The organism is Rohdeia mirabilis, assembly GCA_007750655.1.
Classification (GTDB): domain Bacteria; phylum Planctomycetota; class UBA1135; order UBA1135.
This window is the reverse complement of record CP036290.1, coordinates 2,274,532-2,290,624: the sequence shown is the minus strand read 5'-3', so window position 1 is coordinate 2,290,624 and position 16,093 is coordinate 2,274,532. Positions and strand designations below refer to the sequence as shown.

Sequence of the window (16,093 nt, the reverse complement as noted above, 5' to 3'; positions counted from 1 at the left end):
GCGCGCGGTGGACCGGATCCACGGCGACGCGCGGGGGAATCCGAGGGCCGGTGACAGAGCCGTCCCTGACCTAGAATCACTCGTGGTGACCTCGACCAGAACGACCGACCTCGTCCGACGCGCGGGCCTCGCCCTCGCGGTCCTGGGCGCGTGCGTCGGCCCGGCGTTCGGCGCGGCTCGCGTCCAGGAGGACGAGGTCGACCGCGGCACCCAGGTCTTCTCGCTCAACACCAGCCGCGAGTGCGAAGCCCTGGCCGACCGCGCGCTCGAGGCCCTCGAACTCGGCCGCCTCCCGACCGTGTTCGCGACCTTCGGGCGCCTGCTGGCCGACCACGGCACCGAGGTCCTGCCGGCGCGCTTCGCGGGCGAGAGCCCCGGCCACTACCCCCACCACCAAGGCGTCGAAGCCTGGATCGAGGCGCGCCTCGACGCACTCGACGCCGAGTCCCGCCGCGCGTGGGAGGAATGGTGCACCGAACGCGCCGCGCCGATCGTGCGCTACGCCGCCTCGACGCGCGACTCGGGCGCGTTGCTCGAAGCGGCGCGACTCTTCCCGCGCACGAATCACGCCGTACGCGCCTGGCTGGCCGTCGGCGATCTGCGCCTCAGCGAGGGTCGCATCGACCGCGCGCGCGCCGCGTGGGAAGCCGCCCGCCGCGATGCGAGCGATCGGACGGACACGGAGCTCGCGAACGCTCTCGAGCGGCGCGAACGTGCGCTGCAAGAGATCGAGAGCGCCCAGCGCGGCGCCGCCGACCCTGGGACCGGCGCGCCGAAGGACGGCGAGCCTCTCGCGATGCCGCGCGGCCCGCTGCACAGCTGGACCGTCGAACTCCCCGACGGACCGTTCGCCTCCAGCTGGCCCGCGTCGGCGCCGTACGCGCTGTTCGCGGCGACGCGCGGCGACCGGCTGTTCGTCAACACTTCGCTCGAGGTGCTGTGCCTGGACCTGATGGGTGGCGACGAGCTGTGGCGCACGGAGCGCCCGGACGGCTGGGACCTCGTTCCGCGCCGCGAGGTCGAGGACTACTTCCGCGCGATCGACTACCCGGCGGTGCGCGTGCGTTCGACGCTGGTCGGCGACGTGGTCGTGTCGCCGCTCCAACTGCCCATCTCGAGCCAGGCGGACTTCACCTACCAGACGATCCAGGTCACGAGTCGGATCCCCGAGCGACGCTTGTTCGCCCACGACGCGCGCACCGGTGAACTCCTGTGGAGCCACGAGCCCGGCAACGGCGTGGCGCCCTCGATCGACGGCCTCTCGGTCGCGGCACCGCCCACCGCAGCGGACGGACTCCTGCTCGTTCCGCTCGCACGCGTCGAAGGTCGCATCGAACTGCGCGTGGCCTGCATCGACCCCGCGAACGGTTCGGTGATCTGGTCGACGCGCGTCGTCAGCGGCCAGCGCGCGCTCAACATGTTCAACCGCCACGAGGAGGAGTTCTCGTGCGCGCCGCTCGTGGTGCACGAGTCGCAGGTGCTCGTCTGCTCGCAGCTCGGTTCCGTCGCGAGCCTCGACCTCGAGACCGGCGCCGTGAAGTGGCAGGCGACCTACGAACCGATCCCTCTGCCCATCACGAGCGGCATGTGGCGCCGGACCGAGCGCCGCCGCGTGTGGCGCAACGTCCCGCCCGTCGTCGCCGACGGCCTCGTGTTCGCGACGCCCACCGACTCGTCGGACCTGCTCGCCCTCGACCTCGACACGGGGCGCGTCGCGTGGTCGCGCGACCAACGGCGCCTGTCGCCGCGGCGCGGATCCGACGGTTCGCTGCTGCGCCTCGACGTGGACAGCCTGCTCGGTGTGCGCGACGGACAGCTCGTGCTCGGCGGAGCGCTGCTCGCGGGCTGGACGGACCTCTTCGGCGCCGGTCTCCTCGAGGAGACCGAACTCGGCGTGGCGCTGCCGCGCGACCTCGTACCCCAGGCGGGCGCCTACGGTCAGGGTCCGCACACGCGGCTGTTCCGCGACCGCATCCTCGTGCCGAGCGAAACGCGACTGTTCGTTCACGACCTGACCGGCGCGCGCCGCGAGGACGAGGAGTTCGACTGGGACCCGAGCGCCATCGGCAACGTGACGGTCGCCGAGGGAGCCATCGTCGCGCTGCGCGGCGATCGCGTGACGGCGTTCCTCGATCTCGAGCTGCTCGAGGCCCACACCCTGGCGCGACTCGAGAGCGACCCGAGCGACCTGCGCGCCCTCGAGACCTACGGGCGCCTCCTGCTGCGCCGCGCGAACGCGGCCCGCGCCGCCGGTGACTCGGACACGGCGCTCGCGAACCACGAACGGCTGCGCGCCGCCCTCGATCCCCAGGTCGACGCGTCGGCCGAGCTGCGCGCGCTGTACGCCGAAGCCGTGCTCGTCGAGTCGGGACTCCTCGCTTCGACCGGTCGCCTCGAACGCGCCGCCGAACTGCTCGCACGCGCCGCCGACACCGTGCGCACGCCGGCCGATGCGCTCGCCCCGTTGATCGCACTCGCCCGCCTGCGCCGCGCGATGGGCGATCCGGCGGCGTTCGAGACGGCCCTGCGCGCCGTCGACGCGCGCGCTCCGTTCATCGTCGTTCCGGCGCGCGAGCTGGCGAACGACCCCGCCTGGACGGCGTGGCTCGAAGGCGCCGACCCCGAAGCCGTCGAAGCGCGCGTGTGGGTCGCCGTTCAACGCGCGTTCGCCGCCGAAGGATCGAACGGTGACGCCGCGCGCGCCGTGGCGGCCTGGCAGTCGTGTCTCGAACGCTTCGGCCCCGTCGCTCTCGCGCGCGGAACGACCGTGGCCGACGCCAGTCTGCGTTCGATCGCGCGCTGGCTCGCGGTCGACCCGACGAGCTACGCGCCCTTCGAAGCCGCCGCGACCGCCGAGTTGGACGCGGTCCGCGCGAGCGGCGACCTCGCGCGCCTCGACGACCTCCTGCGACGCTACCCGTTCGCCGACGCGAGCCGTGAGGCACTGGCGCTCGGACTCGACCTGGCCCTCGACTCGGGCGACCTCGCCCTGGCGTTGTCCCGCGGCCGCGACGCGGCGGCGCTCGAGAGCTCCGCTTCCTCCAGCGCCGCCCGCGCCGCGGTCTGGAGCGACGACCGCCTCGTGCGCCTGGCCCTGCTCGCCGACGCCAGCGGGAACGGCTCGCTGGCGCGCGTGGTGCTCGAGGACCTCGGACGCCGGGTTCCCGACTGGCGCGCAACGAGCGATCCGGTGCGCGGCCTGACCGCCTCCGAGATCCTGCCGGTGCTGCGCACGCGCCCCATGACGGTCGACGGCGTGCAGACCGGGCGCCCGACGTTCGGCGATCAGATCCGCCTCGAACAGTCGATCACCGGCCCGTTCGAGATCATCGGTCGCCTGCACGCGACGGCCGGCGAGGAGGACGGCGACGAGCTCCTGATCCACCGCCGCGACCGCCTCGAACGTCTGCCTCTCTCCGACGGCGCTTCGTCGCGCCGCGTGGCCTTCGAGAGCGGTGCGCCGTTCCCCACCTCGCGCCAGCACGCGCTCGCTCCCGAGGCGCTCGTCTGGCTGCGCAGCGGGCGGATCTACGCGGCCGACATCGACACGGGCCGCGAACGCTGGAGCTGGCCGCCGCCCGAACGCACGTCGAGCGAAGCCTTCGTCCTCGCCCAGGAACTCAGCGCCCGGGAAGGCGTCGCCGTCGCGACCGTCTACCGCGTCGGTCTCCCCAGCGCCGTGGTCGCCCTCGAGCTCCTGACGGGCGAGACCCTGTGGGAGATCGACCTGCCCCCCGGTCGTTGGCTGCGGCCGTTGATCGACGGCGGACGCGTCACGCTGGTGTCCGAAGGCATCGAGGGCGCGTCGCGCGTCGTGTGCCTCGACCTGGTCACCGGCGCACGACGCATCGACTTCGACCTCGACTGTGCGCTCGATTCCCGCGACCGCCCGCAGCTGCGCGTGGTCGACGGTCGCCTCGTCGTGCCGCTCTTCGAGCAGGGTGCGATCTGTGCCTGGGACGTGCGACTCGGCGAACGCGCCTGGCGCCGCGACCTGGCCGTGAACGGCAGCATCGCGACGCTCGGCGCCGTGATCGAGTACGGCGACTCGCTCTTCGCGCTCGCCTATCCGACCGATCTGGCGAGCGGAGGCGGCGGAAGCCTGTTCGAGATCGAGCCGCGCCTCGGCGGAGCGCGCGTGATCGAACGCCTCGATCCCGACGAAGCCGTCATCGGCGTCGGCTACCGCGAGTGGATCGAGCTCGACGCACCGTTCCTCTTCACGCTCTGGCACGACGGCGTCTCGTCCGACGCCCGCCTGAGCGCCATCGCCCTGCCGCTGGGCCGACGCTGGAAGCAGCGGCTGCGCCTGACGGACGACTACCTGACCGACGTGTCGCGCACGCTGCCCGTCGTCTCCGACGAGTTCGTCGCGATCGTCTGGGGCAGCTCCGACGTCGAGCACGCCAGCAACCGCGCGCCCGGGCGCGTCGGACTGCGGATCGGCTTCTTCCGTCTCGAGAACGGCACGAAGGAGGTCCACCGGATGTTGCCCAACGACTTCGGCGACTTCGAGAACATCGACTTGATCGGGTACCGCGACACGCTGTGGCTGATCTGCAACGACCTGGACGACGAATCGTCCGAACGCATCGAGGTGTGGAAATGAACGTTCGCTCACGCACGCGCGGCGCCGCGGCCTTCGGGCTCGTCGGTTCCATCGCGACCCTCGCCCTCGTGGCCGGCCTGGGCGGCGCTTCGTCGTCGCGCTCCGTCGCGGAACCGATCGCCACCGCTGCGGCCGTCGAACTGGCCGCCTCGACGCCCGTGACCACCGGCGTCGACGACCAACGCGCCGCCTACGAGAGCGTCACGATCACGCCCGAACAGGTCGACGCGATCCGCCGCGGACTCGCCTGGCTCGCCGCCCAGCAACAGGCCGACGGCAGCTGGCAGGGCAAGGTCGGCTACAAGCTCAACAGCGGCTACAACTACGACGCCGACACGGGTCACGTCGGTGTCACCTCGTTGGCGCTGATGGCCTTCCTCGCGGGCGGACACCTGCCCGGGCGCGGCGAGTACGGCACCACGGTCGAACGCGGTCTCGAGTTCGTGCTCGGTGCCTCGGGCGACGACGGGTACATCACGCACGCCGGAACGCGGATGTACAGCCACGCCTTCGCCACGCTCTTCCTGGCCGAGGTCTACGGCATGACGCGGCGCGAGGACGTGAAGCGCTCCCTGCAGAAGGCGGTGGACTTCATCGTCGACGTGCAGAACGCCGAGGGCGGCTGGCGCTACGAACCCTTCGCGCCCGAGTCCGACATGTCGATCGTCGTGTGCCAGGTCCTGGCCCTGCGAGCGGCGCGCAACATCGGCATCCGCGTCCCGAAGAGCACCGTCGACCGTGCGGCGGACTACGTCATCTCGTCCGCCATCACCGAGTCGTCCGGTTCGCGCCGCGGCGGCTACATGTACGACGAGGTCGGCGCGTTCCACTACCAGAAGGGCAGCATGAGCCGCTCGTCGTTCCCGCTCACCGCGGCCGGCGTCACGGCGCTGCACGGTCTGGGCATCTACTCCGACGACGCGATCCGCCAGGGACTCGACTACCTGCGGCGCGAGATGGGCGACTTCAACCGCAGTTTCGGCGGACGCCGCGGCGGGCACTACTTCTTCTGGTACGGCCACTACTACGGCGTGCAGGCCATGTACACCGCCGGCACCAACGGAGGGATCAACTACTGGCGCCCGTACTTCATGGAGCTGCGCGACGAACTGCTCGGCATGCAGCGCGAGGACGGCGCCTGGACCAACGAGGTCGGGCCCGGCGACGCCTTCGGAACGGCGATGGCCTGCTTGATCCTCGAGATCCCCTACCGCTACCTCCCCATCTTCCAACGCTGAACGCGTGAACCGCACGAACGACGACGTCCGCCTCGAACGCACGCCCGAACTGGCCCGTGCGCTCGACCGTCTGGGTCGACTCCTCGCCCGCGCGGCCTGGGTCGAGGGCACCGGACGTGTGCTGCTCGTCCTCGGCCTGTGGGTCGGGCTCGCGTTCCTCGCGGACTGGTCGCTCGACCTGCCGCGCGTGGTGCGACTGCTCTCGCTCGCGGGGCTGGTGACGTTCGTCGCGGCGACGGTCTGGCGGCGCCTGATCCTGCCGCTGCGAGCACTTCCCGGACGTTCGGGGCTGGCGCTCCTTCTGGAACGCGGACTGCCGCAGCGCGAGGAACTGCTCGTCAGTGCCGTGGACCTGCAGCGCCACGACAGGCAGAGCGAACCGGCCCTGACGCGCGCTCTCACCGAACGCCTGCTCGAACGCGCAGAGAAGGCGGCGGGCAGCGTGCGCGCCTCGACCTTGGTCGATCTGCGACCGGGTGCACGCCGCGCGGTGCTCGGAGCCGTCGCCGTGGGCCTGGCCGCCGTCCCGCTCGTCGCATCGCCGCTCGCGAACGTGTTCGCCGCGCGCCTGGTCGGTGCCGACCTGCCGTGGCCGCGCCGAACGACGCTCGAGCTCGAGGTTCTCTCCGGCGCGATCGTCGAGAATCCGGGCGAAGAAGAACTGCGTCTGATCGTTCCGCGCGGCGGCGACGTGACGCTCTCCGTCCGCGCCGTCGACGGGTCGGTCACGCCGGACTCCGTGCGCGTGTCGAGCACGGACTCGCTGCCGCAGGTGCTGATGCCCGACAGCCGCGGCGTGTTCCGCGCCGTCCTGCGCTCGGTCACGCGCGCCGATCGCCTGGTGGTGACCGGCGGTGACGACGACGACGGGCGTCCGAACGCCACGATCACGATCGTCGATCCGCCGGACCTGTCGGCCGTCGTGCTCGAAGTGATCGCGCCGCCCTACGCCGGCATCGGCCCGCGTCGCTTCGTGAACACCGGAGGCACGGCGTTGATGGGTTCGACGCTGCGGATCTGGGCCGCGACGACACCGGTCGACTGTGCGGCACAGCTCGCGCTCCTGCCGACCGAGCGCGTCGTGGACGTCGAACGCCGTGCGGCCCCCACCGATCTGGTCGACGAGCTCGGCAGCGCGCCCGTCCTGTTCCACGAGCTGCGGATCGAGGAGAGCCTGCGCTTGCGCTTCGACCTGACGGACGACCGCGGACTGACCAGCCCGGACCCCGCACTCTTCGCGATCGACGCGATCGAGGACCGCGCGCCCGAAGTGGTTCGCCTCGTTCCCTCGCGCAGCGACGTCGAGACGTCGGCCACCGGCGCGGTGCGCGTCGTTCTCGCGCTGCGCGACGACTTCGGACTGGCCGACGCCACCTGGGTCGCACGCGCCGGCGGCGACGGACCCATCGTCGCGCAGGGGCGCCTCGATCTCGTTCCCGCCGTGGAAGGCACCGACGGCGAGTGGCACACGACCCTGCGCTTCGAACTGCCCGAACTTCTGGGCGAGGGCGACGGGATCGGGAGCCAGATCGCCGTCGAGTTCACCGCGTCCGACCGCGCGACGCCGCCCCAGATCGGTCGCGACGACACGTTGCGGCTGCGCGTGCTCGGCAACGAGGAACTCATGCGGCGGGTGAAGGATCGCCTCGGGCGCGCGCGCGGCCTCGGCAGTTCCCTGTCCGAGCGCTTGGTCGAGAGCCGGCGGCGAGCCGAGGAGCTGGCCAGTCTGGTCGACGAGGCCGAGATCACGACCGGCGACGAAGCCACGGGTCTGCGGGCCGCGCTCGCACTTGCTCGGCGCGCCGAGTCCGACGGCCGGACGCTGGTCCGCGAACTCACGTCGGTCTGCGAGATGGTCCTGTACGCACGGCTCGACGAGAAGGCCGACGGCCTGCTCGAGACGCTCGACCGCGAACTCGCCGACCGGCGCAGTCGCACGTTCGATGCGGATCCGTGGCGCCGCGTCGTGGAGAAGAGCACGGGCGACGCCGCGACCGCCGAAGGCTTCGGATCGCACCTGGTGTCGATCGCGGCTCTCGCGCTCGAACTCATGGACGGGCCGCTGACGACGGCCGCCACGGCCCTCGACGAAGCCGCCGCCGCGCGCGATCCCGAGACCCTCGCCGTGCGTCTCTTCGAAGCGTCCGACGCCGCGCGCGACGGAACGCTGCTCGTCGAGGCCCTGCTCGAGCGCCTGGCCGAGTGGGACAACTATCAATCGGTCCTGAGCCTGACGCGGGACCTCCTCGAGCGTCAGAAGAGCCTGTCGGAGCGCACGAAACGCTTCGCATCCGACCGCTGAGCGCGACGGCGACCGGGCCGGACGGGCGACGCACCGAACACTCGAGCATCCAATGACCATGAACAGCACCACACGGAATCTCGCACGCCTCGCCCGACGGGGTCTGGCGCTCGTGGCCACGGGGGCGCTCCTGGTCGGTACGTCGGTCACGGGCCTCGCTCCGAGCGCGAGCGCCCAGGACGCCACGGGCACCGAGCGCGAGCTGGCGACGATTCGCGAGGAACAGGAGCTGCTCGCCCGCCAGCTGGCGCGACTGCGTCAGACGATGACGGTGCTGCTCGACCGACTCGACGCCGAGGGCCGCACGCGCACCGCCGATCTTCTGCGCGACGCGCTGGCGGATCTCGCGGAGCGTGACGAAGAGGCGCGCACGCTCGACGAACGACTCACTTCGTCGGCCGACGCCCTGGAGAAGGGCCAGCTCGCGCGCGCGCTCGACGAACAGGCCCGCGCCGTCGATCGCATAGAACGTCTGCTGGCGATCCTGCTCGACCAACGCCGCGTCGAGAACCTCGAGGACCGACTCGAGACGCTGCAGGAGGTTCGCGAGCAACTCGGGGATCTCGCGAACGAGGAACAGAAGATCGAGGACGCGGCCGGCGCGGCGCACGAGGCCGCGAAGAGCGACGCGCGGCGCGCGCTCGAACAGGAACTCGCCGCGCTGCTCGCCGAGCAGCGCGCCCAGGCCGAGGCGTCGCGCGAGAGCGCGCGCTCGAGCGGCGATCTCGAGTGGTCGTTCATCGAGAACGAGCTGACGCGCCTGGCCCGCGACCAACGGGTCGACGCCGAGTTGCTGGCGCGCTTCGACCCCCAGGCCCTCGAACAACTGCGCACGGCCGCGGACGAACTCGAACGCGCCGGCGCTGCGCTCTCGGCCGCCGAACGGCTCGAGGAAGCCGCGCGGACGCTCGAGCGCGTCGCGAGCGATCTCGAAACGGGTCGCCGCGACGTGCCCACCGTCGCCGACGACCTGCGCACCCGTGCGAACGACGCACGCGCGAGCGAGCGGGTCGCGGCGCGCGAGAGCGATCGCGAAGCCGCTCGACGCGCAGCCACCGATCTCGAGGCGGTGTCGCGCGCGGCCACGGACGCGAAGGAACAGTCCGAGGAGATCGGACGCGAACAGGTGGCCACGCGAGCGCGCGAACGGGCCGCCGAACTGCGCCTCGAGGCGGAACGCGCCCGTGCCGAAGGAACGGCGGCGCAGGACCTCGCACGCCGACGACTGGCCGACTCGGGCGGCGGCGAGCCGTCGGACGCCGATCCGAACGCCAACGAGAGGCCCACCGACGCCGATTCGTCGGCGGCACCGCTGGGCGCGGAGGTGGCGCGTGCGGCCCTCGACCGTCTCGGCGCGCGCGAGTCGCAGACGCAGCCTCGGGATCCGTCCGCGACGGACGGCGAACGGGCGAACGCTGGCGCCCAGGAACCGGCGGGACGGGATTCGGCTGGACAGGATCCCGCCGCGAACGAAGCCGGCGGCGAAGGGCCGGCATCCGACCCGAGAGTTGGCGAATCCCCGCAGACCGCCCCCACTCCGGCGTCCGCCACGCCGACCGCTGCGGAAGCGCGGCGCGAGAACCAGCGCGCGCTCGAGGAGCTGCTCGCCGGACTCGGGGAGCTGGAGCGGCTCGAGGACGCGCTCGCGCGCTCGCAGTCGGCCGGCGCGAGGCGCGCGGAGGACCTGGCTCGCGCCGCGCGCACCGCGGCCGAGCGCACCGGTGGCGGCGAAGAGGTGGCCCAGTCCTTGGACGCCGCCGCCGAACAGCTCGAGCGAGCGGCCGAGCGCGCCGAGGCCGCCGAGTTCGAAGCGGCGGGCGAACAGGCGCAGGACGCGGCCGAGTCGATCGAGCGCGCCCTCGCCGGTGTGCGCGAACAACTGGAACGGGACGCGAACGACGATGCGAGCGGCGAACGGGCCGCCGAACAGGCCGAGCTCGAAGCGCGCCTCGAGGCCCTCGGAGAACGACTCCAGGACGTCACCCGCCCGGGCTCCGAATCCACGCCCAACTCGCCGTCGGGCAGTGCGACCGAGCCCCAGGCCTCGCGCGAAGAGGCGACGCGCGACGCGCTCGAGTCGGCGCGCGACGCCATGGAACAGGCGCGCGAGAACCTCGCGTCCGGGCGCACTTCGGACGCAGCGGCCCAGCAGGACCGCGCCAGCGAGGAGCTGCGCCGCGCGACGCAACAGCTCGAACGCGCGGAGGCCGATCGCACCCCGGACCTCTCCCAGCTGGCGGAGCAGCAGCGCGCCATCGAGAAGGAGATCATGCGGCTGGCGACCTTGGCCGACGACCTGCCGGACGCGATCGACGAGCGTGCGCTGGAGCGCGCGCGCGAAGCCGCCGAGCGTGCGGCACAGGCCCTCGAAGAAGGTCGCGCGCGCGAGGCCGAGGAGGCCGCCGAAGAGGCGCGCCGCGCGCTCGACGAGGCCGCGGCCAAGATCGCCGAGGAAGAGGCGAAGTACGAGCGTCTGCGCCAGGAGGAGCTGCTCTTCGAGCTCGAGGAGGAAGCCACCGCCATCATGGAGGCGCACCGCGAACAGATGATCGCGACGCGCGAGATCGACGCCCGCACCGAGCCGGGACAGCGCCCGGGACGCGCGGACCGCCTGCGCCTGCGCCGGATCGCGACCGAGGAGGGCACGCTCGGCGAACGACTCGCGGTGGTGCGCGACGCGGCCGCCGAGGAAGGCTCCGACGTCGTGGCCGAGATGCTGACCCAAGCGGTCGGCGACCTCGCCACCTTGGCGCGCGACATGGACGAGGCCGGCGACTACCAGTCCGGGATCCGGATCCAGACGCTGCAGCGCGACGTGGAGCTGCGCCTCGAATGGCTGCTCGAATCCCTGCGCGACGAACAGAACCGGCGCCAGGAGGAAGAGCAGCAGGAGCAACAGCAGCAGCAGCAGCAACAGCAACAGCAGCAGCAGCAACAGGAGCAACAGCAGCGACTCGTTCCCGACGTGGCCGAGCTGCGACTGTTGCGGCGCCTCGAGCTGGAACTGCTGTCCCAGGTCGAACAGTTGCAACTGCTCTACCCCGATCTCGGCGAGGGCGAACCGGACGAGCTCCTCCTCAGCGATCTCGCCCGGCTCGCGTCCCGGCACGAGCGCTTGACCAAGATCTTCGAAGGCTTCCGGCAGCGCCTCGGACTGCCCGCTCCCGACGCGGAGACGAACCGATGAACATGCTCGAGAACGACGGCCGCGCGACGAGCGGCTCGAACGCAGCACCGAACGGATCCACTCGCCACCACGCGCGAAGTGGCCGACGACCGCTGTTCGCGACGCTCGCCCTCGCGGCCTGCGCTCTCACCTGCGGCATGGCGTACGCCACGCAGCAGGACCAGGAGAGCGGCCCGCCGGCGCCGATCCTTCCGGGAGGTCCCGACGCGGGCGCCGATCTCGAGCAGGAGATGGTGCGGCTGTTCGGCGAGGTCGAGAAGCACCTCGGTCAGGTCGACGAGCTCCTCTTCGAAGCCAGTGGCGCCGATCCCTTCGGCGACGGCTCGGGCCTGCGCGAATGGGTCGCGGGCGCCGAGCAGAACGGTCGCGAGGCCGTGGAGAAGATCGACCGCCTGCTCGAGATCGCCGAGGAGCTCGGGCGCCAGCAGCAGCAGCAGCAACAGCAGCAACAACAGCAGCAGGGCCAGCAAGGCCAGCAGGGACAACAGAACCAGCAGGACCAACAGCAGCAACGCGGTCAACAGGGCCAGCAGAACCAACAACAGTCGCGCGCGCCGCAAGGCCAACGCCCCGGCGAACAGTCCGGCCGCGAACGCACCCCCGAGGGCCCCGACGAGGCCGGCGCGCGCAATCAGGAGCAGCGCGACTCGTCCGAGGAGGGCGAGGGCCAGGCGGGCGAACGTCCCACGCCCGCGGAGGACGGTGGCGAGGACGGAGCCGCCGGTCGCAACCAGGAAGGTGCCGGCGACCAGCGCACCGAGGCCGAGCGCGCAGCCGACGAACGCGGTTTCGGCTCCTGGGGCGAACTCCCCGCTCGCACGCAGGAGATCTTCACCAACACGGTGAGCGACGACATGCCGCCCCAGTACCGCGACTGGATCGACGCCTACTACCGGCGCGTGAGTCGCACGGACTGACTCGGATCCTGCGAACTGCCACCGTGCCGACCGTGCGAACCATGCAGCGTGCCCTCGCCGCGATCGTCCTGTGCGGGACGATCGCGAGCGGGTACGACGAACCGGCCTCCGAACGTCCGAGTTCGGAACGCCCGGCGCTGCGCCGCGCGGACGACGAGTCGCTCGAACCGCCGAGCCCCTATCCGCGCACCGTGGTGGCGCGCAGCCTCGGTCGCGGGCTGGACTGGCTCGCGGCGGCCGAGACGCGACTCGGCGACGGGTCGTGGCCGGTGCCGACGGGAACGGGGGCGCTCGGCGCGCCGGTGGCCGTCAGTTCACTCGCGACGCTCGCGCTGATGGCCGGCGGCAACCTTCCGGGGCGCGGAGAACACGGTGAACGGGTCACGCGCGGGCTCGACTACATCCTGTCGCGCGCCGTCCGCGATGCCGCGGATCCGCGCTACGGGTTCGTCGGCGGCGACGGCCTCAGCCGCATGCACGGCCACGGCTTCGCGACGTTGACCCTGGCGCAGGGTTTCGCGATCTCGCCCAACGCGGAACTCGGAGCGCGCCTGCGCGACGCCCTGCACGGCGCGGTCGACCTGATCGAGCGCACCCAGGGCGCAGAAGGCGGCTGGATGTACGAACCGCGCCTCGAACCCGACCACGAGGGCAGCGTCACGATCTGCCTGGTGAGCGCTCTGCGGGCCGCGCGCGATGCCGGACTGCTGGTCCGCTCGGAAGTGATCGCGCGCGCCGAAGGCTACGTTCGCGCCTCCCAGGCCGAGTCGGGGCTGTTCCGCTACACGCTCGGCTCCGACAAGACCACGTTGGCCCTGACGGCGGCGGCGGTCGCCACGCTCGAGGCGACGGGCTCCTACGACGATCCGGCCCTGGTGCGAGGCGTCGACGCGATCACGCGGGCACTGGCCGCCGGAACGTGGCCCGGTCAGGGCGAGTTCCCCCACTACGAGCGCTTCTACCTCGCGCTCGCACTGTGGGGTCTGCGCGAGCGCGAGCCGTTCGAACAGTGGTTCACCGACGAGCTCCAACGCCTCGTCGCCTCGCAGAACGAGGACGGTTCGTGGAGCGATTCGCGCTACGGCGACGCCTACGCGACGGCGATCAACTGCCTCGTGCTCGCGCTCCCCGACGGAACCCTGCCGATCTTCCAGCGCTGAGCGCGCGCCGGCTCGCTCGCGGTCTCAGGCCACGCGGCGCTTCGGCGTGCCGCCCCCCAGGAGGATGTCGACGTCCTTGGCGCTGAGCGGCGGGCTGAGGAAGTAGCCCTGCACGAAGTCGCACCCCAGATCGCGCAGCCACTTCATCTGTTCGGCGGTCTCGACGCCCTCGGCGACGACCTTGAGACCGCGCACGTGCGCCATCTCGAGCACCGAACGGACCGTGACGCGATCCGCCTCGCAACGGCCGCCCGCGCTGATGAACTCGTGGTCGAGCTTGAGCGCCGAGATCGGCAGGTCGGAGAGACTCGAGAGCGACGAGAAGCCGGTCCCGAAGTCGTCGAGTTGGATGTTCGTGCCCAGCTCGGCCAGTGCCGCGATGGCTCCGCTCGCCGCGGCCCGGCCGCGCATCAGGACCGATTCGGTCAACTCGAGGTTCAGCGCGCTGCGGTCCAGACCGGACTCCGTGAGCGCCTCGTCGACCAGCTTCGCGAAGGTACCGTCCTCGAGCTGGAGTCCCGACACGTTGACGTTGACCCACAGGTTCTCGCGCCCCGGGAAGTCCGTCCGCCAGCGACGGGTGTCGCGACAGGCCTTGCGCAGGATCAGCTTGCCGAGGGCGTGCATCAGGCCCGACTCCTCGGCCAGTCCGATGAACTCGCTCGGGCGCACCGTGCCGCGCATCGGGTGGTCCCAGCGCGCCAGGGCCTCGAAGCCCCGGATGCGTTGGGAAGCCATGTCGAAGATCGGCTGGTAGTGGACGTCGATGCGGTCGGCTTCGATCGCGCGTCGCAGCTCGACCTCGAGCGCGAGTCGCTTCACCGCCTGGTTGCGCATCTCCGAGTCGAAGATCGCGACGCGGCGCTTGCCGCTCTCCTTCGCGCGGTACAGCGCCGTGTCGGCGTCGCGCAGGAGCTCGTCGGCCGACGTGTACTCGGGAGTCCCCAGCGCAAGTCCCATGCTGAGCGACGGCGTCACGGTCTGTTCGCCCAGATCGACGGGGCGCGCGACGGACTCGAGGATCCGCTCGGCGATCAGCAGTGCGTCCTCGGCGCACGACAGACCGTCCATCAGAACGACGAACTCGTCGCCGCCGATGCGCGCAGCCGTCCCCATGTCGCCTTCGCCGACGACGTCGGTCGCGCGCAGCTCGGCACGCAGCCGGCGCGCGATCTCGATCAGAAGGTCGTCGCCCGCGCGGTGTCCGAGGCTGTCGTTGACGACCTTGAAGTCGTCGAGGTCGATGAAGGCCACCGCGAAGACGTAGTCCTCGGTCCGCTGGAGGCGCGCGATGCTGCGCTGCACCTCCTGGATGATCAGAGCGCGATTGGGCAGATCCGTGAGGACGTCGTGGAACGCGTCGTGGCGCAGCTGGTTCTCGGCCGTCCGGCGCAGCGAGACCTCCTCGGCCAGACGTGCGTTGGTGCGCTGGAGTTCGGCGTTGACGCGCAGTGCCTCCTCGCGAGCGAAGAGCAGACTGGCGTTGGCCGCAGCGAGCTCGCAGTTCATGCGCTCGAGGTCGTCGCGCGCGACCTCGATCGACTGCAGCCGCTGGTGCATGCGGATCTTCGACAGCAGCTCGTCGCGCTCGACGGGCGAGGGCAAGTAGTCGTCCGCGCCGGCCTGGTAGCCGCCGAAGCGGTCCTGCTTGCTCGTCCGGTCGGAGATCAGGATGATCCGACAGCCCGAACGGACGCGCCCCGAACGCAGGGCGCGGCAGATCGCGAGTCCGGGCGCGAGGACCGGACGCTTCGCGGGGAGGTGCGACCTGAAGCCGGGCGCCGCGCCTTCCGCGTCCGAGAGCGCCACGTCGTCGGCCGCCGAGTGCGGGGCGTCGACCACGCTCGCCGCGTCGTTCTCCGGTTCGGCGCCGGACCCGTTCGCGGAGGTGTCGTCGAGCGCGAGTGCATCGTCGGACCCTTCGGGAGCGGCGAGGCGATCGGCCGCGCTCGCGCGAATCCCGCGCAGCTCGGGCGCGATCGGAAGATCGCCCAGCGGTTCGATGGCGGCGTGGGCTTCGGTCGTCTCGGCGAACGCGCCGTCCGCGGCCGCAGTTGCGCGGTCGCCGGAGCCCGACTCCGAGGCGTCGGCGACGACGTCGGCAGGCTCTGCTTCCGACGCCAGCGATCGAACGGCGTCCACGCTCTCGGTCGCCACGGATTCGGCGTCCGGCGTCTCGACCTCGGCCGCATCGCCGTGCTCCACCGCGTCCCTCGCGAAGGCCGCGAACGAACTCGCGTTGAGCAGCACGAGGTCCGGCAGGAACTCGGCCGCCAGCTCGAACGCAGCTTCCTGGTCGCTGGCGCTGACGAACTCGCACTCGTCACCGAGCATCTGTTCGATCCGCGCCCGGGCCCCCGCGTCGCAGTCGACGACGAGGACGCGCGCGACCTTCCGCTCGGGCGCCTTCACGCGCCACCTCCCGCACCGATCGCGCGACCGAGGGTGCACGGGCACGCAGCCAGTGCGACCGACGAGCGGGAGCCGGACGCGAACGGGAGCCGCACGCCCCGCATGGGAGCGCGCTCGATGAAGTGGCCTTCGGGCATGGGGATTCGCCGGGCTGGGACCCGGACCTCCAATCGATTCGGCTGCCCGTGCCCCCGCCATGAACACCGACCGGCCATTTCGTCGAGCCCCGCGGCGGCGCCAGCGCGCGAACGCCACGCCCCGCACGCGA

General features: G+C 71.8%; 7 protein-coding genes. 6 read left to right on the top strand and 1 reads right to left on the bottom strand.

All coding sequences use genetic code 11. From position 1 onward, the window contains the following. Nucleotides 1-85: 85 nt before the first annotated feature. From Pla163_RS08515 to Pla163_RS08490, 6 genes are read left to right on the top strand one after another with little or no spacing between them, the layout of a single operon-like run. Nucleotides 86-4,609 (top strand): outer membrane protein assembly factor BamB family protein, encoded by a 4,524-nt coding sequence (locus tag Pla163_RS08515; RefSeq protein WP_145186521.1) that lies wholly within the window; start codon nt 86-88, stop codon nt 4,607-4,609. After that, nucleotides 4,606-5,847, top strand: coding sequence for a prenyltransferase/squalene oxidase repeat-containing protein (locus tag Pla163_RS08510; protein ID WP_145186518.1), 1,242 nt, complete (start codon nt 4,606-4,608; stop codon nt 5,845-5,847). Before Pla163_RS08515 ends, Pla163_RS08510 begins: the two co-directional genes overlap by 4 nt. 4 nt (nt 5,848-5,851) lie before the next feature. Then, entirely contained in the window at nt 5,852-8,149 is a 2,298-nt protein-coding gene (locus Pla163_RS08505) for a DUF4175 domain-containing protein (RefSeq protein WP_145186515.1), read from the top strand. Nucleotides 8,150-8,207: 58 nt separating this feature from the next. Then, nucleotides 8,208-11,336, top strand: a complete 3,129-nt coding sequence (locus Pla163_RS08500; RefSeq protein ID WP_145186512.1) for a coiled-coil domain-containing protein — start codon at nt 8,208-8,210, stop codon at nt 11,334-11,336. Beyond that, nucleotides 11,333-12,253 carry a hypothetical protein gene (locus Pla163_RS18935; protein WP_419186465.1) on the top strand — a complete coding sequence of 307 codons (921 nt, stop codon included), beginning with the start codon at nt 11,333-11,335 and terminating at the stop codon, nt 12,251-12,253. Before Pla163_RS08500 ends, Pla163_RS18935 begins: the two co-directional genes overlap by 4 nt. Nucleotides 12,254-12,294: 41 nt before the next feature. Next, the gene (locus Pla163_RS08490) at nt 12,295-13,413 is read left to right on the top strand and encodes a prenyltransferase/squalene oxidase repeat-containing protein (RefSeq protein ID WP_145186506.1); all 1,119 of its coding nucleotides are present in this window, start codon (nt 12,295-12,297) and stop codon (nt 13,411-13,413) included. 24 nt (nt 13,414-13,437) lie between these two features. On the opposite strand, the gene Pla163_RS08485 is transcribed toward Pla163_RS08490, so the two are convergent. Further along, complete coding sequence (locus Pla163_RS08485; RefSeq protein WP_145186503.1) at nt 13,438-15,825, bottom strand: GGDEF/EAL domain-containing response regulator; 2,388 nt, start codon at nt 15,823-15,825, stop codon at nt 13,438-13,440. Nucleotides 15,826-16,093: the final 268 nt, after the last annotated feature.

Bases quoted from the DNA above. Each gene is read 5' to 3' on its own strand.
- Pla163_RS08510 (WP_145186518.1), top strand. From the start codon at position 4,606: ATGAACGTTCGCTCACGCACGCGCGGCGCCGCGGCCTTCGGGCTCGTC.
- Pla163_RS08490 (WP_145186506.1), top strand. From the start codon at position 12,295: ATGCAGCGTGCCCTCGCCGCGATCGTCCTGTGCGGGACGATCGCGAGC.
- Pla163_RS08500 (WP_145186512.1), top strand. From the start codon at position 8,208: ATGAACAGCACCACACGGAATCTCGCACGCCTCGCCCGACGGGGTCTG.
- Pla163_RS18935 (WP_419186465.1), top strand. From the start codon at position 11,333: ATGAACATGCTCGAGAACGACGGCCGCGCGACGAGCGGCTCGAACGCA.